Raw genomic sequence first — 18305 nt, forward strand, 5'->3', positions numbered from 1 at the left:
TTGCCGCAGTAATAGCTTCCCAAGGGCCAGTCAATTGCAGTTTTTATTCAAGGCAAAAGTGTCATAATAATTTTAGAGATAATTGGTTGCAGATAATAGGTAGCATTATGCCTTCAACTGACAGAAAGATAAGTTTAAAAATCAGGCTATTGGTTGTACTCCTTGCTGCTGTGATTATCCCTTCGGTAGTGATTGCAGGAATTCTAGTGCGCACGGGTGCCGAAAGAGAGCAACGCCGAATCTTTGCTGAGATGCAGGCGGTTGCGGAAGCGGTTTCAGACGACATTAGTGAGTTTATGGGCAATGTGCAATCGATCTTGGTAACGGCTAGCCTTTCTCATGCTTACTGGGTTTCTAGGCGACAAGCCCTGACCGATTTGCAAAAGAAGTTTCCCTTTTTTAAACAATTGGCAATCTATGATTTTTCAGGGATTGTCCAAGTTATAGTCCGACAAAAGGGCGCCACTTGGCAACCCCCACAAGTTCTAACAAGAGCGGCGATAAAAGAAGCAATGGCAGGGCGAAATTATACTAGTGATGTTCAGTTTGTCATGCCTCACTACCCTTTGGTTCTTGTTGCTGTGCCAATTGGTCAGCCAGGAGAGCCTCCGTCAGAGGTGCTTTTTGGTGTTGTCAGCCTTGAGACCCCGAAAGATATTATAAGCAAAATTCGCATGGGGCGGGGGGGATATGTTTTCGTTGTCGATAAAAAGGGGCGAGTTATTGCCCATCCTCTAGAACGCATGCACTTAATAGGTGCCGATTTCTCGCGGCTTGGCCCTGTGCGACAAGCTCTTGAAGGAAAAACTGATACTGCTCTTACGCGAGAAGATATTTTTACAGATCCATCAGGGAGGGAAGTTGCAGGAGTTTTTCACCGGATTCCCGATCTTGGCTGGGTTGTAGTTGTTCAAGTTCCAGTAAGCGAAGCTTTTGGATCTCAGGCTGGAACATTTGCAATAGCATTGGCTTGGGCATTTTTATTTGCCGTTCTTTTTGGTTTATTTGGGTTGTATTTGGTTCGGCGAGTAACCATCCCCATATCGAAGCTCAAGGAGGGAGCCGAAGCTATAGGCGCTGGAAATCTTTCTTGGCGCATTAATGTTCGAACGAGAGATGAATTAGAAGACCTTGCAGACGCTCTGAATCGAATGGCGGAAAACTTAGAGGTCTCTAGACGCCAACTTGAGGAAGAGCATGACCGAGCCGTTAAGGCTGCAAGAGAAGCCAACATATTGTTTAGGGTATCCCAGTCATTGGTGTTTTCCATGGACCTTGAACACCGGCTGATGGTTGTAGCCAGAAACCTTGCTGATGTGTGTGATGCAAGCAAAGCCGCACTTTGGCTAGTAGAGAACGGATACTTGAAACCTGCAATTTCTCATGGTTTATCTGCCGAAGAAAAAGAGTTTCATGCGAGCTGGAGCTTGCCTCTTTCAGCGGCTGCTCAAATGGTAAAGGAGGCTGTGGAAAGACGGAAACCAATTGTTATACACGATGCGGCAAATGATCCTCGTGTGCCGCCCGAATTCGCCGAAAAGCTCAAATTGCGGTCGCTTCTTGCGGTTCCCCTTGTGTTCCATGAAAATGTGATAGGGTATGGAATAACTTTTACTCAGGATGAATTGCGAAGATTCACGCGGCGCCAGGTAAGGCTTGCACAAGCCGTAGCTGCACAAGGTGCGGTGGCGATAGAAAATGCGCGCGCTTATGAGCGAGAACGTCGGATATCAGAGACGCTTCAGAGGTCCTTCTTGCCTGATGTGCCGCAGGTAATTGGTAGCTTCCAGTTTGCTGATAGATACGAGGCGGCTTTGGCGGAGGCACAAATCGGCGGTGATTTCTATGATGTCATAGAAATTTCTCCTGATAAGGTAGCTTTGGTTATGGCTGATGTATCAGGAAAAGGGCTGAGCGCAGCAATTCATACGGCTCTGATAAAATATACTGTTCGTGCATATGCAATTGAGGGTCTCGATCCAATAGGCCTTATTACAAAATTAAACAAAGCGGTATATAAGTTTATTGGTGGCCAAGTTTTCATTACTTGCTTCTATGGTGTGCTTGATACGGTTTCTGGCGTGCTTGAATATGTGAATGCTGGTCATGAATTGCCACTTCTCAATAGCAGCCGACGTAAGCTGTGTATGTCGCTGGCTACTACGGGCACAGCGCTTGGGATTGTTGAAAGTTTTCCATTTACTTCAAAAAGCATCAAGTTTGAGCCTGGGGACGTCCTTCTCTTATATACGGATGGTGCAACAGAAGCCCGGCGTAATGGCCAATTCTTGGGCATAGAAGGGCTTGAGGAAATGTTCTGCCAGTTCGCTCATGAGGATGCCCTGTATATAGTAGACCAGCTGGATTTACGCATCCGTGAATATGCAAAGGGCGTTCTCCACGATGACCTAGCGTTGCTTGTTGTAAAGGCAGGGCAAGAACTAAAATAAAGAACTCTAGGGCTAAAGTTTAGTAGGATTATGCATTTCGCAATTATGTCCAATTTTTGAGCACCGCGGGGAAATCTCTCTGAATTATATGACTATGTCGTAACAAACCGCATTGAGAAAACTCTTGATTTTCCTAGATTTAACGTGTACTTTTAGCTTTTCTGCATGCCAAATTTATGGCCGAAAAATAACATTTCTGACCCTTCAAATTTCATTGACGCCCTGGTAGCCCCATGGTAAATTTTCTGCTGTACCTATAAACCAATGCCGATTTTAGCATTGTCTAGTGGCGGAATCGGCAATGACAGGCTTGTTTTCCTCACGACAAGATCTTTGCAATTTCTGACAATGCACATGGATGGAGAGTAAGAAGCATGACCACGGAAGTTCAAATAAGAAAAAGCCGTCGCTACCTGCCGCAACTACGCAAAATAGTTGCCTGTCTTGCCGCAAAGCTGGGGATGAGTTGGAAAGATATTGCAGATACCGAGGATGCGGTAAGCGAAATATGCTCAATATCCATAGACAGAGCAGATGGAAAATGTGAGGAAAACCTTTTCATCAAATTGGCTGTTTATGGCACATGCATGGCGGTGGAGGTAACCGACCCTTCCAAAGCTATTGACCCGATATGTTCTGACAACGGGTGCCAAAATGAGTATCTGCAGGTATTGGAATGGGATAAGCTTTTGGAGCTTGCAGATAATGTTGAGCTAATCCGTGGTGATGAAGGTACTACTATTAGGATTGTCAAATACGCGGATAGACTTAGGAATACTCGACTAGCCGAAGAATCGGTTCATTTATCTGCCGCATCTGAGACCGCCAATTTGCATGCCTGAACTAAGGGTTTGAGCGATTTCCTCACTATAGTACGGGCATTCTCGTGGTTGGCTATAAACCTTGCAATTGGCGGGCTTATTTTATAATACACGGCTATGATAGCTCTTCCTGGTAAATTCGTGAGGAGATAATCATCCCTGAACTTTCGGAGTATTACCACCTCTTTTGCCATTGGTGTTCCATATGCAGCCGTGGCAATAAAGCATTGTGGAGCGCCAAAGTCCGTCTTTCGAAAATCTATTTGTTCAATTACCCATCTATTACGCGTCTTGGTGAGATAATAGGCCAAATAGGCGGTGCGTGTTCGATGATCAGGACCAACAAAGACGTGCTTAGCCCTTGCAATTGCTTCATCCCCATGAAATTCAACGGTGGTGAACCTGAACTCAGTCGTGTCTATTTGGTCTAAAGCTTCGGCAGTAAGCTTAAATATTTGGCGTGGGGTAAGAGTATGGGAGTACCTGCCTTTATAGTAAATGCTTATTTCTCCATGGGGGTCAACATGCCACATTAAGAACTCGGGGTCTTTTTCCCACCAAGTTGCCTGAATATCTACAAGTGCTTCCTCAAGTGACCCTGGGGGTGGCTCCCGATATTCGTAAATTCGTCGCCAAGGTTTATGCTTACGCTCCCAATAGTCATTGATTATCACAATCGCTCCGATGTCATAGTGGGGGTAAAACCTATAACAATGCTTATCATAAGGATAGAAAAAATCGTCATGAAAATGCCGGCGGAATTCGTAAAGAGGGTCGCGCTGTTCGCTTCGTTTTTGAATTTGACTGCCAAGGTTGCGCGTTCCAGGTCCTCTGTGGGCTGGTGAAGGATAGGGGATGTCTCTCTGTTCCTCATTTCTACGGTAAAGCTCGTCATTCGGTTGTTCGGAGGGTCTTGATTCATCCCTTCGCTCGGACTTCTTTTCTACTGGCGGAGGGGGAGGTGGAGAAGGCTTCGGACTTTCTTGCGGTTCGGTTTTGTTTTCCTTTTCCTCGCTTGAAGTTTCAGACGAATCAGTATTTGGCTTAGTCTTGGTAACACCTTTGGCGACTGCGGGTTTGCAGAAGGGTGGTGCATTGATATAAATAGCGGTCATGACAAATGTTATTAGAAGAACCGCGCAGAAAAACCTTATGGAGAGTTTTGCTCTCATTTTTCAAACTCTCTTCTTGCGTTTTATCGCCATTACCATGGGTAAGAAGTTGAACATCCGACCTCTGTTATATACCAATCGCTTCCAAATCGTTCAAGCGTATAAGAGACGTATACGGTTTTCACAAAGCCGCTATCTTCATCAACGTAAATATGAGTTCCAAATGCAACAACACAATCGGAAGAACGCTTGTGAATCCTGTCAAATATAAAACTGCGCGTCCTTATATTTCTCATGGCGTCGCGCGTCATATCATAATAATCTTCGGCGTCAATGGAATAAGCGTATTTGCCGTTCAAATAAACCGCGATGCGTGAGTTGAACCTGAGGTAGTCTCTTATGAGATATTCATCGCCTCTTTCCCATGCGCGCTGTATGCGATTTAGTGCTTCGCGCAATCTGCGGCCGTAGGTGTCACAAAGATAATAGTCATCATTCCAGTTGATAGCGATTGGGATTTGAACGCAGATGTGTCGGTTTGCAAACGTTGGGATAAAAACGATGCGTGGCCCGAAGATATATGGTGGAAGAGTTCCATAGTAGAAGTATATTGACGGCCAGCAGTAATCTTTCCTATAGGTATAACAGTAGTTTGGGTAAAAGAAGCGCCGAGTTGAATAAGAAATAATGTAGGGGTTATAATCATCTCGTTTGTATTTGTGCGTTTCTGTGCGCTCCCGTTTCCTCTCCCGGTCAAGTGACGTGTCCCGTTTTTCCGTGCGACTGGACCAGATTTTTCCTATGCTCGAATACTCCTTTCTTGTTGAGCCATTGGAAGAATTGTTTGAACTAAAATTAACACTTTGCTTATCACGTTGTGTGGTTGAGCTTCGCAATTCCCACCGTCCACTAATGCTTAGGGGCGACCAACCACTGTCTTTTGGTGTTGATGAGGAAGGCTTTTTGAATACAGGGTTTCCGGGCGAAAAGGGCTTTGTTGAAGATGAGTTGAAGGATGTTCCACCCCAAGATGCAGTGCCCCTGTATGATGAGCTCAACCTGCTGTTTTCGAATCTATTACTATTCCAGCCAGTACTAATACTAGGCCTATTACTAGTAGGCCGTGGAATATTCGCACGAGAATTCGCCGAGCCCCAAAAATTAGGACTTGATTTTTCGGTCTTGGTTACTCCTTTTGCATAGGAAGCATTTTCCATTGCGAGTGCCAGGAGTGCGAAAGTAAATACTGCAAGAATGGTAATTGCGAGGAGCTGTCTAACTTTTATGACCATTTCGGTCACCCCTTTCATGGGAAGGTTCGTTTGCTTTTACGAATAGGGTCAGTTTTTAGTCTCTTTTTAATATTATAGACGTAAGTCTATTGCCAAAAGTTTCATATTATATCGAAGCGGAGTTTCAAACATATGTTCTGGAAATAATCAGGCGAACTTCCCAGCTAAGTTTGCTAGTCTAAAAGAGGGACTCACCTTTTTAGAGTAGCAATTAAATTAATAATTGAAACCATCTCCTCAGGAGTCCACTGATGATAACAGTGGAAATTAGCGCCTTCTATTATTGCCACGCTTGCTTTCGATATTGCGTTTCAACTGAAGCAGCCGTTCTTCGCTTTCTTTAACAAAACGTGATAGCCTTTCCTCGAAGCTTTGGGCTACTGGTGTTGTTTCAGGTTCGCTTTCTGGTTCAGGGCCGAGATTGATTTCTTCTGGAGGGCGCTCAACAGATTTTTCACGCTCGCGAGGTTCCGGAGGCTCCTGAGGAGGCTGCTCAACTTGCTTGGTTGAGAGTTCATAGCGCCCTTTGCTGTTGACGCTCAAGACCCTTACTCTAACTCGATCGTGCTCTTTGAAATAATCTTTGACATCCCTGACAAACGTATCCGCAATCTCGGAAATGTGGATTAAGCCGGTCTTTCCACCTTGCATCCTGACGATAGCACCATACTCAGTTACCTTTACAACTACTCCGTCGACGGTGCTTCCGATTTCTATAGCCATTAGACTTTTGCGCGTTCCTCCTTACTTTTTCCACCTTGACAAAAATCTGTAGGTGGAGATTTTGCAATTATTGACTCTTAAATTGTTTAGCACATAGCCATAGCACGTTGGTGCGTGATTGCTTGTACAGCGTGCGCTATGTATCGGCACTCAGTATATCGGTGCGAATTTTCTTTGTCAACAGGTATTTTTACCAGTAACCTATTAATTTTTAATACGGGCATCTAGAAAAAATAAAACCTATTAATGTTAGCAAAGGCTTTTTTGTTATAATGTCGGTCGGATAGCAATTCTTTACCCTGCAAAATTGGCTTAACAAGAGGTGGAAAATTGAATATTGACAATAATTTCGATGTTATTGTGGCAGGTGGTGGCGTTGCAGGTATTGCCGCTGCCGTTTGTTCGTCAAGAATTGGAGTCAAGACGCTCCTAATTGAACGCTATGGATTTTTGGGCGGTCTTGGGACAGCTGGGCTGGTTAATCCTTTTATGAGCTCCTGCACTTCAAAGGGTGAACAGCTTGTCGGAGGTTTCTTTAAAGAAATTTGCGACCGAATGGCAGATATGGGCGGTATGTTTGGAAGAGCATTCGACCCAGAGGCGATGAAGTTTGTCGCACAGGAAATGCTGCTCGAATCGGGCGGGCACCTCCTTCTCCATTCTTGGATAACAGGGGTTCGCGTTGTTGGGAGAAGGGTCATCGGCGTTGAGATTTTAACAAAAAGCGGGACGATTAACCTCGATGGCGCAGTTACAATTGATGCTACTGGAGATGGTGATGTTTCGGCAATGGCAGGCGCACCATTTGAGATGGGAAGCCCGGAACATGGAATGACTCAGGCGATGACTCTTATGTTCACAATCGGTGGTGTTGATATTCGCAAAGCGCTAATGTATGCCAAGGACAACCCAGATCAAATGCGCTTTCCAAAGCCGCAAACCGATGCGGATGTAGAGCGTCTGCTGAAAACGTCCGTTGGAGTTGCGGGCTTTTATAAGGAAGTTGACGAAGCACGTAGTAAAGGCGAGTTTCCACTTCCGCAAGATATGGTTTTCTTCATAGCATTACCAACGCCTGGTCACGTCGTGGTGAACACGACGCACATTGGAGGGTTGGATGGTACTCGTTCGGAAGATTTAACGCAAGCTGAGATAGAGGGGCGGCGGCAGACGATGGCTTTGATGAAATTCTTCCGGAATTATGTGCCAGGTTTTGAGAATGCTTACTTAGTTCAAACCGCAACCCAAATTGGCGTAAGGGAGACACGTCGTATTTTAGGCGAGTATATCTTTACAGCAGAAGACGTAGTAGCTGGAAGAAAATTCCCTGACCCTGTGTTGAGGTCTGCGTATCCAGTGGATATCCATCGTCCTACTGGCATTGGTTATTCGCGTGCGGATGATGGAAAGCCAACAAATGCTCCTCCTCCTGGTGATTGGTATGAGGTTCCCTATCGGTGTTTGGTGCCGCGTGAAATTGAAAATCTTCTCGTTGCAGGCCGATGTCTTTCTGCAACCCACGAGGGTCAGGGAGCTGTTCGAATAATGCCGAATTGCATGGCACTTGGCCAGGCGGCTGGTATAGCTGCTGCGCTTTGTGTTAGGGAAGGTGTGACTCCTCGGAAGCTGGACTATAAACTCCTAAGAGATTACCTACTAGCTCAGGGAGCAATTATCTAAGGTTAGTACATGAGCCGCCGTTTTTAATATTCCCAGAGGGCATTTTGGAGGGTGAAATGGGCAAGGCTGTTGATGTTGTTAGTAAGTTTGGCATGGTTGCTTCAGACAATGCGCTGGCTTCTCAGGTTGGGCGCGATATACTTCAGGCAGGCGGGAATGCCGTAGACGCAGCGGTTGCGACCGCTCTAGCGCTTTGCGTGGTAAAACCTGCGTCTAATGGAATCGGTGGTTATGGGGGGCAGATGGTTATTTATCTTTCGAGTAAAAGACGAGTTGTCACTATTGACTACAATACTCGTGCTCCGAAGGCGGCAACCGAAGGTATGTTTGAAATTGAGGATAATACAAAAAAGTATGGTTTAGGAGAGTTTGCCCCCGTTGTTAACAATGCTAATTTCGTAGGTCCTCTTGCCGTATCTGTTCCCGGAACTGTAGCAGGTCTTTCCTTGGCAGCTGAGAAATTTGGCCGCCTTGGGTGGGGTAAAGTTATGGAGCCGATTATCCGCCTTGCGGCTGATGGGTTCCCAGTTTATCCAGGGTTGGCTGCGCAGCTCGAATGGCTGAAGAATGGTGCAGATGAAGATTCGATAGCAACAATGTTTCCCGATGGCAGCATACCACAGGAGGGCGAAATCTGGGTGCAATCGGATTTGGCTCGCCTATTGGAGACGCTAGCCGCCGACCCTCGTTCTTTCTATGTTGGAGAAATTGCAGAAAAAATTGCAAACCGCGTTCAATCATTGGGTGGTATACTCACTTTAAGTGATATGGCAGAATACAAGGCACAGATCTGCAAGCCATTAGTTCTTGAATACAGAGGAAAACAAGTTCACGCTTGTCCGGCACTGTCAGGTAGTCCAACTGCACTTGAGATTCTGTCAGTGCTCAATGTGTTGAGCCCAGAGCCATACTCGGCGGACGATTCAAAATATTGGGCAGATCTCGCAGATACGCTAGTCCTAGCTTGGAGAGATCGGTTCAAATATATCGGCGATGTTCCTGGCATTGAGCGAAAAATTCGATGGTTGATTTCCAGTAAACATGCTGGCAAGCTTGCTAGAAGGATTAAAAAAGGGCCGGTTGCTCGCCGACTCCGCAAATCTGAAACAGTGGGCTGCACGGTAAGCCTGGTGGCTTGTGATTCCGAGCACAATATGGTTGCCCTAACGCAGACTCATGGCGGTGGATGGGGCGCGAAGGTTGGCGTTCCTGGCCTTGGTATTGTTTTAAACCATGGAATGTCGCGTTTTGATCCGAGGCCGGGCTTTCCAAACTCTGTTGGCCCAGGGAAGGCCGTGATGCATAACATGTCGCCGCTAATCGTTACTAGCAACGGTAACCCGGTTGCAGCTTTTGGGCTTCCAGGGGGCCGCATGATACCCAACATGGTGGCTCAGTTTGCAGTAAATATCATTGACTTTGACATGACACCTGCTGAAACACTTAATCGCCCAAGGATACACACTCATCTTGCAGGAATGCTTGTTGAGAAGCATCTGCCGGAGACTGCGAGGGAGGCGATGAAGGCACGTGGGCATATGCTGGAGGAGCGCGAAACACTTGCAGGCCTTGCCTCATGCATACGAATAGATGGCAGTCAAATTGTAGGTGCTTCTGGTGCTGGGGTGGAAGGCGCAGCAGGGGTTCTGGAGTAACTACTAGTCATTGGCTTCTAATAAATTAGCCAAATAGCAATAAGCGAAAGAATGACCCCGAGCCACTGGCTGTGCGAAAGTTTTTCTTTCCATGCGGCCATTGAGAGGGTTGCCGTGACAACTAAGTTGCCAAGGTTCCTAACAGGAAAGGCAACTATTCCAGGGATTTGCTGAAGCGCAATCAAGAAAAAGAGCAAGCTTAGTGCACCGCTAAATCCCATGAACAAACCTATTTTTCGGTCGGTCATTGTTGTTTTTCCGCCCTGTATCTTTAAGAGAATCAACCCCATTATCATTGGAACGGCATAGTACATTAGCATATATAAATCACGGTAGGCATCCAACCCGCATTCATGAAGCGCTTTGTTTGCCACATGGAGCAGACCTGTCAGCATGAATGCAACCATAAGGAGAAGAAAGCTCATTATGACGTGCCTCCATTTCTTGTTTCGTGCCTGCCAAAAAGAATAAGTGCAAAAGTAATTAGCACAAGGCCAACAATCTGCTTGTGATTTGGTTGCTCGTGCCAGACAAAGATAGAGGCCAATACGGGAAATGCTATCGCCAGGCTGATAACTGTCCAGGATGCTGAAAGCTGACCGTAGCCTATGTGATAAAAAAATGCCAAAGTTGCAAAGAAAACCATAAACCCTGAAATTGAACCTAAAATAATAGCATGAATGTTTAGCGACAGTTCATGCTTTATAAGAATATAGGTGATTACGGTTAGGGTAGAGCCAATGTACATCCAAACGTTTACGGCTTGGACATTCGAATTTCGCCGTGTCGCTATCTTGTAGCTCATGGCAAAGCCGGTATTGAAGATGATTGATAATATCAAGAATAAAACCATGACAGTTTTTATTTGTATTCAGTGTTTTTTCTCTTGCTATATGGGAGCAAAAGGGCTATTTGAAGTTGGGATATCATGCCACCATTGTAAGCACCCCAAGTAGTAAATGGCAAGATGTGAAAGAAGGTTAGCTCAGCAGTATAACGGGTAATATCTTGAGTGGCGATTCCTCAGCATTTTAATTGCCGAAACGAAGCGGCCCATGCTAGAATAAATGTGCATTGGGCCAAGTTACATTTTGAAGGAGAAGAGTAATATGGAGATGTATGGCATTGTCATGGCAGGCGGCGGAGGCACACGATTGTGGCCAAAGTCTCGAGAAAACTTCCCTAAGCAGATACATCCTCTTGTGGGAGAGAAGCCGCTTGTGCAGGCTATGACAGACAGATTATCCGCAATTCTTGGTGAGGACAAGGTCTACATCATAACTAATGCCCATCACGTAGATTTAATCTGCGAAGCAACTGCGCGGAAGCCCGATGCGGTGTTTATTGATCCTTATAGGCGCGATACAGCACCTTGCATAGGCCTTGCGGCGGCATATATAAGCCTAATAGACCCAGAGGCAATTTTGGGGGTTTTCCCGTCAGACCATTATATTTCGGGTGATGAAGAGTTTGCACAAACTATACTGGCGGCGAAGAAGCTAGCGGAAATGGGGAAAGTGGTCACGATTGGTATACCTCCGACAGCCCCTGAGACAGGATATGGTTATATTCAAATAGAGCCCGAATACAAAGTCGTTGAGGGATGCGAGGTTCATAAGGCAAAACGGTTTGTTGAAAAGCCTGACCTTCCGACCGCTAAAAGATATGTTGAGAGTGGTGATTATCTTTGGAATAGCGGCATGTTTGTATGGAGTGTGCCAAAAATAATGGAGCTCTTCGCTCTTCATTTGCCAGATATTCATGAGCGTTTGATGCGAATAAAAGATGCCGTCGGCGGAGAAAATGAAACCGAAGTTCTCCACCGTGAGTATGAAGCAATGCGTCGGATTTCCGTTGATTATGGAATAATGGAGAAACTCAACGATATTATGGTCGTGCGGGCAACGTTTGGTTGGAATGACATTGGCAGTTGGACGGCAGTAAGCGACATAATGCAAAAAGATGAACACGGAAACGCAGTTAACGCTTTTCACATAGGAATAGATACGACCAATAGCTTGGTTGTTGGTTCAAAGGATAAGCTAATTGCAACCATTGGGCTTGATGATATGATTATTGTTGATACCGAAGACGCGCTCCTTGTTTGTCCGAAAGACCGTGCGCAGGATGTGAAAAAGTTGGTAGAGTTATTGAAAGAGCGGGGTTTGGATAAATATCTGTGAAGTTATTTCCAAGTAGACGTAAGAGTCCTAGTTTCAACGCAAAGTTGCAAGGCTTCTAAGCATCTGATGATGCAAAGATAAACTTTGGCCGCAAAAATGGGCATCCGCAAGGGCATCGTACAAGTTTATACGGGAAACGGAAAAGGTAAGACAACCGCTGCGTGGGGACTTGCGCTTAGAGCTATTGGGCGTGGGCTTAGGGTGGCAGTTGTGCAATTTCTGAAACCTGGCAAATCGGGAGAGGTTTTAGCCGCAGAGCGCCTTGGGTCGGCAATTTCAGTTTTTGGACGAACATCGCCTTTTGATCCAAATGTCAACCAACGTGAATCGGCAGTTCTACGTGAGGAAAGCCGTCAAAATTGGGCGCAGGCGGTTGAAATAATTGAATCTGGCGAGTATGACATAGTCATTTTGGATGAAATGTGCGTAGTGCTTCATTATAGTTTTGTCAATTCCGAGGAAGTACTAGAAATTCTCAAGCGGCGTCCACCTTGGGTAGATGTTATTTTGACAGGTAGGTATGCGCCTAAGGAACTTGTGGATGCCGCCGACCTTGTGACAGAAATGGTTGAAGTAAAGCATCCTGGAAATTCGAGACAGGGGATTGAATATTAGGCAATAAGCGAGAGGAGCTATTGGCAAAGTGACAGGCAGAGAGAGGTTTCTGACTGCTCTTAGGCGGGGGCAGCCTGATAGGGTTCCAATTTGGGAGCTCATTATAAACGAACCCACACTTTCGGCGCTCTATGGGAATATAGGTTATTTTGCTTTGGCCGAGAAGCTTGACTTAGATGCAATCACAGTTTTTGAAGACCACCGCCGAGAGGATTTAGGCGGCGGGTATTTCCGCGACGAATGGGGCATCGTGTGGGGAGTGGAGCCATGTGGAGTTGCTTATCCAGCTGGCCATCCGCTGAAAAGTCCAGCAGACTTAGATTCTTATAAGCCTCCCGACCCTTATGCTGACCACAGGTTAAAAACAGTTTCTGAGGCTGTTCGTCGCTTTAAAGGCGAAAAAGCAATTGTCCTTTGTGGGCATGAGGCTTTCGAGTTTTCTCATTACCTTATTGGTCTTGAAAACCTCTTTGCCGCTTACATTGAGAATCCGGAGTTTGCCCATCGCTTGGCGAGAATGATAGTTGATTATAAGAAGGCAGTGCTTCAACGAGCGATTGATGAAGGGATAGATGCCGTAGTATGTGGAGATGACTATGCTTACCGAACAGCGCCCTTGATGTCTCCTGCTTTCTTTGAGGAGTTTTGTGTTCCTTATATAAAGGAAATGGTAGACACAGCTCATCAGGGTGGAGTTCCCCATATAAAGCACACCGACGGGAATATTTGGCCGATACTTGATATGATTGTTGCTACAGGGACAGATGCAATTGACCCACTCGAACCAATTGCTGGGATGGATATCGGGGAGGTTAAGGCAAAGTATGGCGACCGTGTTGCCGTTGTAGGAAATGTTGATTGTACCGAGGTCCTCACGCACGGCACGCGTGAAGAGGTCATTGATGCGGTAAAGGAGACAATAGCTAAAGGTTCAGTTGGGGGCGGTCATGTAATTGCATCGAGTAATAGTATTCATCCCGGTGTTAAGCCGGAAAACTATTTGGCTATGGTTGAAGCAGCAAAGCAGTTTGGGCAATATCCTCTTGACGAGAAAATGGTGTCAGAGTATAGAGCACATAATTATATCGCAAAGTATCTTCACAGGAACTAATGTCAATTGGTATAATAATAGCTAGGGGCGAAAGAAATGCGACTTCTGACACTTTTAAAAAGCAAAATCCACCGAGCAACTGTTACAGACGCTGATGTCAATTACATAGGGAGTATTACAATTGACCAAGACCTGATGGAGCGTGCAGACATAAAGAAGGGTGAACTTGTGCACGTCTGGAACGTTACCAATGGTCAACGGTTTGAAACCTACGCAATCCCCGCGCCGAAGCGGTCTGGAGTCATCTGTGTAAATGGAGCCGCGGCACATCTTGTAAAGAAAGGAGATAAGATAATAATTGTCTCCTTTGCCATTACTGATGAGGAAGTAACCCCCAAGCTTATTTTAGTTGACGAAGAAAACAAATTTTTAAGGTATCTCTAGCGAAGTATAATTTACTTGACATGACCTCATAATTACCTCGTTCGCTTGTTGATCACGGAAGTTCAAACAAGCATTAGTCCGCTTTTGCCCATGCTTTTTGGGTGAGTAATTTTCCAAATTTGGTCAGTCTAGACGATTAGAATTTCCTGTCTCTTCGGGTGGGGTCTGGCGAGGTAAGACAAAGGATGGCAAATTGACACAGCCATGAACGACTTGCTACAATAAATCGTTTAAAAGGGAATCCTAAATAAAATGGTGCCGAAGGTCGGGGTCGAACCGACATGAGGTTGCCCTCACCGGTTTTTGAGACCGGCGCGTCTGCCAATTCCGCCACTTCGGCACTGAGTAAATTATAACCCATTTCACATTGGTTGTCAATTAGGAGGCCGCCCTTTATGAAAAAAACAGTTGCCGTTGCTTTAATTATTGTGGTGGTGCTTGTTCTTGTCTTTGTTTCCTTTATGATTTTTGCGCTGACGGCACGTAAGGGTGGCACTATTCCCCGATTTGGATACAAGGTTGGATTAGTTCGAATTGAGGGAGTAATTTTCTCGGGAAGTGGTCAGGGAGGACTTTTCGGTGATCAAGGTGCAGCTTCGGAAAGAGTAATTCGGGCGCTTGAGCGTGCGAGGAAAGACAATTCGATAAAATCGCTCGTCATCAGGGTTAATAGTCCTGGAGGAAGCGCTGCAGCCTCACAAGAGATATACAACGAGATTTTGCGCGTCCGGCGGTCAGGCAAGAAGGTTACAGTCTCGATGGGCGATGTTGCTGCTTCTGGAGGATATTACGTTTCAGCTGCTGCAGACCGAATATATGCTAACCCTGCAACTATAACTGGCAGCATCGGGGTAGTCATGGAAATTGCCGACCTCCATGTCCTTCTTAATCGTTTGGGAATTGAGTTGGGATCAATTAAGAGCGGGAAGCACAAGGATATGGGAAGTATATCGCGTCCCCTTACTCCTGAAGAGCGGAAAATTCTCCAGGGGTTAATAAACGATGTTTTCGAGCAGTTTGTAAGAGACGTTCACAAAGGCCGGAAACTTCCTATTGAAAAGGTAAGAGAACTTGCTGACGGGCGCATTTTTACCGGCAGTCAGGCAAAGGCATTGAAGTTGGTAGATGAACTTGGCGGCCTCGAGGACGCGCTTAAGGCAGCGGCGCGCGATGCGGGAATAAAGGGGGAGTTTGAGGTCAAAGAGTATTATGAACAAAGAGGTCTTTTGGGGCAGCTAATAAGCGAAGCAGAATCAAACTTTGCCGACCAGTCTCGCGCTAAATTTCTTATGGGATTAGCGCGAAGGTTACTTCGCGTGGATAATCTCAATTCGCTGTCCAATCCTGATTACTAAACTACAAATATAAAACCAGGTATTTGATTATTCTCGCTAATTGCGGTTGGGAATTAATCTTTTTGTTTGGCGTTAGATATGAGTTTTAAAATGAGCAAAGGTAAGGTCATTCTTATAGACGGAAACAGCCTTTTATACCGAGCGTTCTTTGCCCTCCCACACTTTTCTACATTGGAAAATCAGCCAACAAATGCAGTTTACGGGCTTGCAATGATGCTATTGCGTCTCCTAGAAGAGGAAGAGCCCGATATCGTGATAGTATCTTTCGATGCCCCCGAAAAAACTTTTCGGCATGAAGAATACGTGGCATACAAAGCCCATCGAAAGCGCGCCCCCGATGAGCTTCGTTCCCAGGGACCTATCGCTCGCGAGATGATTGAAGCCTTCAATATTCCTATACTTGAGGTTCCAGGCTATGAGGCTGACGATGTTGTTGGCACAGTTGCTAGAAAAGCCGAGTCAGAAGGCTATGACGTAATCATTGTTACAGGTGACCTAGATGCTCTGCAACTTGTGGACAGCAAAGTCAAAGTAATGACTACCGTAAGGGGCGTAACTGAGACTGTTGTCTACGATGAGAAGGCTGTTGAGGCTCGCTATGGCCTCAAGCCTAAGCAGCTTATTGATTATAAAGCTCTTAAAGGTGATCCTTCGGACAATATTCCTGGCGTGCCGGGCATCGGCGATAAAACAGCTGCAAAGCTTATTAAGGAATTCGGTAGCTTAGAGAACATCCTTGCGCATATTGATGATATACAAGAAGCACGGCTGCGCGAGCAAATACGAAGTTCGATTGACCAAGCTTTGCTCTCAAAGCGATTGGCAACCATTCAGACTGATGTCCCCATTGACATTAACCTTGAGCAATGTAAGCTCCGAAAGCCAAACCTACCAAAGCTTCGGGAGCTTTTCAAGCGTTTGGAATTTCGTTCGTTGTTGAAGCGGCTGCCCGAGGATAATGCCCAGCCTGTTCTTGAATTTGAGTCGGGCGCCAAAGTAGAGGAATTGTCTGAATACAAACTCGTTTGCGATAGACCTTCATTGGGGGCATTATTGGAACAAATTGAAAAAGTCGGGGGGTTCGCTTTTAGGATTCGTGGAACAGCCGCACACCCAATTAATGCGGATGCGCTGGGGGTCGGCGTTTCTGTTGCCCCTGGTAAAACGTATTATGTGCGCTTTGGTGAGAATAGCGGGCTGAGTCTCCTAGATTTCAAGAAGTTATTGGAGTCAGAGAAAATAAAAAAATTTGGCCACAACCTAAAGTATGAATATGAAATGGCGCGAAAAGTCGGTATCGACATACAAGGTCTTGAGTTCGATACCATGCTTGCCGCATACCTAATAAACAGCTCACGGAATGTTCAGAAGTTGTCAGATGTTGTATTTGATTATCTATCAAGTGAATTACCAGGCAAAGAAGGGACGCAAGAAACTGAGCAAGAGCGGCTATTTGCAGCAGAGGCAGATGCGGCTATGCGTCTGGTCAGTGTTCTCACGGAGCACTTGGTGAAAGATAACATCGAGCTGTTGATGTACAACATCGAAATGCCACTGGTGCCCATACTGGGGGATATGGAATTGACGGGCGTTGCCGTAGATAGCACTTGGCTGGGGACTTTATCTGAAAAATTAAGTGAAAGGATTAATAATCTTCAAAAAGAAATATACACGCTTGCTGGGATGGAGTTTAACATTGGTTCTCCCAAGCAGCTTTCTTTTGTACTCTTCGACAAGCTGGGTTTGCCGGCAGAGAAAAAGACAAAGACTGGTTTTTCGACAGATGCTGATACCCTTGTGGCCCTGGCACCAGCGCACGAAATCGTAGAGAAAATTCTAGAGTACCGAGAACTTACAAAGCTAAAGTCAACTTATGCGGATACTCTCCCCAAGCTAATCAATCCCAAGACGGGTCGGATACACACTACACTCAATCAAGCTGTCACTACGACGGGACGGCTGTCTAGCAGCGAGCCAAATCTGCAAAACATTCCGATTAAGACAGAGACAGGAAGGGAAATTAGGCGAGCGTTTATCGCAGCTCCTGGCAATTTGCTTGTTTCGGTAGACTATTCACAAATCGAACTCCGCATCTTGGCGCATGTAAGCCGCGATGCTGAGCTACTGCGTGCTTTCAGGGAAGGTGAGGACATTCATACAACTACCGCTACTAGGTTGTTTGGCGTTTCAGCAGATGAAGTGACGCCAGAAATGAGACGTCAGGCTAAGACCGTAAACTTTGCGGTTATTTATGGTATGAGCGATTACGGTCTTTCAAGGGAGCTGAATATTCCGACTGGGGTGGCAAGGAAATATATCGAAAGCTATTTCCAGCAATATCCTGGAGTGCGGAAGTACGCAAGTGAAACTCTTGAAAAAGCTCGAATAAATGGCTATGTAGAAAGCTTGATGGGGCGACGTAGGTATCTTCCGGAATTGAACAGCGCTAATAGGGTCTACAGGGAGTTTGCCGAGCGTGCAGCGGTGAATATGCCGATTCAGGGGACAGCTGCAGATATTATTAAGCTGGCGATGATTGCAGTGAACGAACGACTCAAGAAAAGCAACTTAACTGCAAATATGGTGCTTCAAGTCCACGACGAACTAGTCTTTGAAGTTCCTGAAGGCGAGGTCGACGAACTCCTAAATTTGGTACTTCCGGCAATGCGGGATGTATATCCTTTGGATGTTCAGCTTGAAGTGGAAGCAAAAGTAGGAAAGGATTGGTGTACGGCTCAACCAGTATCTGTAGAGGAGCATATTGGAGCCTGAGTTATTGCCCATGCGGTATTGGCATGTATCTGGGTTATGTGTTATAATACTGAGCAACGACATGCGGAAGCAGTCCTAAGGTAGCATGAACAAGCTGGACCTGCCGGGACAATTAAGGTGCCGTGCAGGGAAGTTTAAAGCAGTAGAGTTCC

General features: G+C 45.9%; 16 protein-coding genes and 1 tRNA gene. 11 read left to right on the forward strand and 6 right to left on the reverse strand.

Annotated elements, in window-relative coordinates; genetic code table 11:
• The first annotated feature begins 107 nt into the window (after positions 1-107).
• Positions 108-2450 carry a SpoIIE family protein phosphatase gene (locus QHH26_11800; GenBank protein ID MDH7482639.1) on the forward strand — a complete coding sequence of 781 codons (2343 nt, stop codon included), beginning with the start codon at positions 108-110 and terminating at the stop codon, positions 2448-2450.
• 374 nt (positions 2451-2824) lie between these two features.
• Positions 2825-3292 (forward strand): hypothetical protein, encoded by a 468-nt coding sequence (locus tag QHH26_11805; protein MDH7482640.1) that lies wholly within the window; start codon positions 2825-2827, stop codon positions 3290-3292.
• Here the strand turns inward: QHH26_11805 and QHH26_11810 are convergent.
• Entirely contained in the window at positions 3250-4443 is a 1194-nt protein-coding gene (locus tag QHH26_11810; GenBank protein ID MDH7482641.1) for a hypothetical protein, read from the reverse strand. The genes QHH26_11805 and QHH26_11810 overlap by 43 nt on opposite strands.
• Positions 4444-4475: 32 nt before the next feature.
• Positions 4476-5279, reverse strand: a complete 804-nt coding sequence (locus QHH26_11815; protein ID MDH7482642.1) for a hypothetical protein — start codon at positions 5277-5279, stop codon at positions 4476-4478.
• A 67-nt stretch (positions 5280-5346) separates the two neighbouring features.
• On the opposite strand from QHH26_11815, the gene QHH26_11820 reads away from it, so the two are divergent.
• On the forward strand, positions 5347-5586 hold the full coding sequence (locus QHH26_11820) for a hypothetical protein (protein MDH7482643.1): 240 nt from the start codon (positions 5347-5349) through the stop codon (positions 5584-5586).
• A 356-nt stretch (positions 5587-5942) separates the two neighbouring features.
• Here QHH26_11820 and QHH26_11825 read toward each other — a convergent pair whose 3' ends face one another.
• Positions 5943-6398, reverse strand: coding sequence for a S1 RNA-binding domain-containing protein (locus QHH26_11825; protein MDH7482644.1), 456 nt, complete (start codon positions 6396-6398; stop codon positions 5943-5945).
• A gap of 330 nt (positions 6399-6728) precedes the next feature.
• Between QHH26_11825 and QHH26_11830 the strand changes: the two genes are divergently transcribed.
• Both QHH26_11830 and QHH26_11835 read left to right on the forward strand, forming a co-directional pair.
• Positions 6729-8078: an FAD-dependent oxidoreductase gene (locus QHH26_11830; protein MDH7482645.1), complete on the forward strand. Its 1350-nt coding sequence runs from the start codon at positions 6729-6731 to the stop codon at positions 8076-8078.
• Positions 8079-8134: 56 nt separating this feature from the next.
• Positions 8135-9733, forward strand: a complete 1599-nt coding sequence (locus QHH26_11835) for a gamma-glutamyltransferase family protein (GenBank protein ID MDH7482646.1) — start codon at positions 8135-8137, stop codon at positions 9731-9733.
• 17 nt (positions 9734-9750) lie between these two features.
• Here the strand turns inward: QHH26_11835 and QHH26_11840 are convergent, their stop codons facing one another.
• Positions 9751-10158 (reverse strand): EamA family transporter, encoded by a 408-nt coding sequence (locus QHH26_11840; protein ID MDH7482647.1) that lies wholly within the window; start codon positions 10156-10158, stop codon positions 9751-9753.
• Positions 10158-10574, reverse strand: a complete 417-nt coding sequence (locus tag QHH26_11845) for an EamA family transporter (protein MDH7482648.1) — start codon at positions 10572-10574, stop codon at positions 10158-10160. Before QHH26_11845 ends, QHH26_11840 begins: the two co-directional genes overlap by 1 nt.
• Positions 10575-10842: 268 nt before the next feature.
• Between QHH26_11845 and QHH26_11850 the strand changes: the two genes are divergently transcribed.
• The 4 genes from QHH26_11850 to QHH26_11865 all read left to right on the forward strand — a co-directional run bounded on the left by QHH26_11850 (position 10843) and on the right by QHH26_11865 (position 14026).
• Positions 10843-11916: a mannose-1-phosphate guanylyltransferase gene (locus QHH26_11850; GenBank protein MDH7482649.1), complete on the forward strand. Its 1074-nt coding sequence runs from the start codon at positions 10843-10845 to the stop codon at positions 11914-11916.
• A gap of 96 nt (positions 11917-12012) precedes the next feature.
• Positions 12013-12531, forward strand: coding sequence for a cob(I)yrinic acid a,c-diamide adenosyltransferase (locus QHH26_11855; GenBank protein ID MDH7482650.1), 519 nt, complete (start codon positions 12013-12015; stop codon positions 12529-12531).
• A gap of 28 nt (positions 12532-12559) precedes the next feature.
• Positions 12560-13642 (forward strand): uroporphyrinogen decarboxylase family protein, encoded by a 1083-nt coding sequence (locus tag QHH26_11860; GenBank protein ID MDH7482651.1) that lies wholly within the window; start codon positions 12560-12562, stop codon positions 13640-13642.
• A 36-nt stretch (positions 13643-13678) separates the two neighbouring features.
• Positions 13679-14026, forward strand: coding sequence for an aspartate 1-decarboxylase (locus tag QHH26_11865; protein MDH7482652.1), 348 nt, complete (start codon positions 13679-13681; stop codon positions 14024-14026).
• 253 nt (positions 14027-14279) lie between these two features.
• Here the strand turns inward: QHH26_11865 and QHH26_11870 are convergent.
• Positions 14280-14366: transfer RNA gene (locus QHH26_11870), tRNA-Leu, on the reverse strand.
• A 55-nt stretch (positions 14367-14421) separates the two neighbouring features.
• Here QHH26_11870 and sppA point away from each other — a divergent pair.
• Both sppA and polA read left to right on the forward strand, forming a co-directional pair.
• Complete coding sequence (gene sppA / locus QHH26_11875) at positions 14422-15381, forward strand: signal peptide peptidase SppA (protein MDH7482653.1); 960 nt, start codon at positions 14422-14424, stop codon at positions 15379-15381.
• 90 nt (positions 15382-15471) lie between these two features.
• Positions 15472-18153, forward strand: coding sequence for a DNA polymerase I (gene polA, locus QHH26_11880; protein ID MDH7482654.1), 2682 nt, complete (start codon positions 15472-15474; stop codon positions 18151-18153).
• Positions 18154-18305 lie beyond the last annotated feature (152 nt).

The organism is Armatimonadota bacterium, from assembly GCA_029907255.1.
Taxonomy (GTDB): Bacteria; Armatimonadota; UBA5829; order DTJY01; family DTJY01; genus JAIMAU01.

Excerpts from the sequence above, each read along its gene's own strand:
- QHH26_11800 (MDH7482639.1), top strand. The coding sequence starts at position 108 with ATGCCTTCAACTGACAGAAAGATAAGTTTAAAAATCAGGCTATTGGTT.
- QHH26_11840 (MDH7482647.1), bottom strand. The coding sequence starts at position 10,158 with ATGAGCTTTCTTCTCCTTATGGTTGCATTCATGCTGACAGGTCTGCTC.
- QHH26_11805 (MDH7482640.1), top strand. The coding sequence starts at position 2,825 with ATGACCACGGAAGTTCAAATAAGAAAAAGCCGTCGCTACCTGCCGCAA.
- sppA (MDH7482653.1), top strand. The coding sequence starts at position 14,422 with ATGAAAAAAACAGTTGCCGTTGCTTTAATTATTGTGGTGGTGCTTGTT.
- QHH26_11850 (MDH7482649.1), top strand. The coding sequence starts at position 10,843 with ATGGAGATGTATGGCATTGTCATGGCAGGCGGCGGAGGCACACGATTG.
- QHH26_11825 (MDH7482644.1), bottom strand. The coding sequence starts at position 6,398 with ATGGCTATAGAAATCGGAAGCACCGTCGACGGAGTAGTTGTAAAGGTA.
- QHH26_11865 (MDH7482652.1), top strand. The coding sequence starts at position 13,679 with ATGCGACTTCTGACACTTTTAAAAAGCAAAATCCACCGAGCAACTGTT.
- QHH26_11810 (MDH7482641.1), bottom strand. The coding sequence starts at position 4,443 with ATGAGAGCAAAACTCTCCATAAGGTTTTTCTGCGCGGTTCTTCTAATA.
- polA (MDH7482654.1), top strand. The coding sequence starts at position 15,472 with ATGAGCAAAGGTAAGGTCATTCTTATAGACGGAAACAGCCTTTTATAC.
- QHH26_11835 (MDH7482646.1), top strand. The coding sequence starts at position 8,135 with ATGGGCAAGGCTGTTGATGTTGTTAGTAAGTTTGGCATGGTTGCTTCA.
- QHH26_11855 (MDH7482650.1), top strand. The coding sequence starts at position 12,013 with ATGGGCATCCGCAAGGGCATCGTACAAGTTTATACGGGAAACGGAAAA.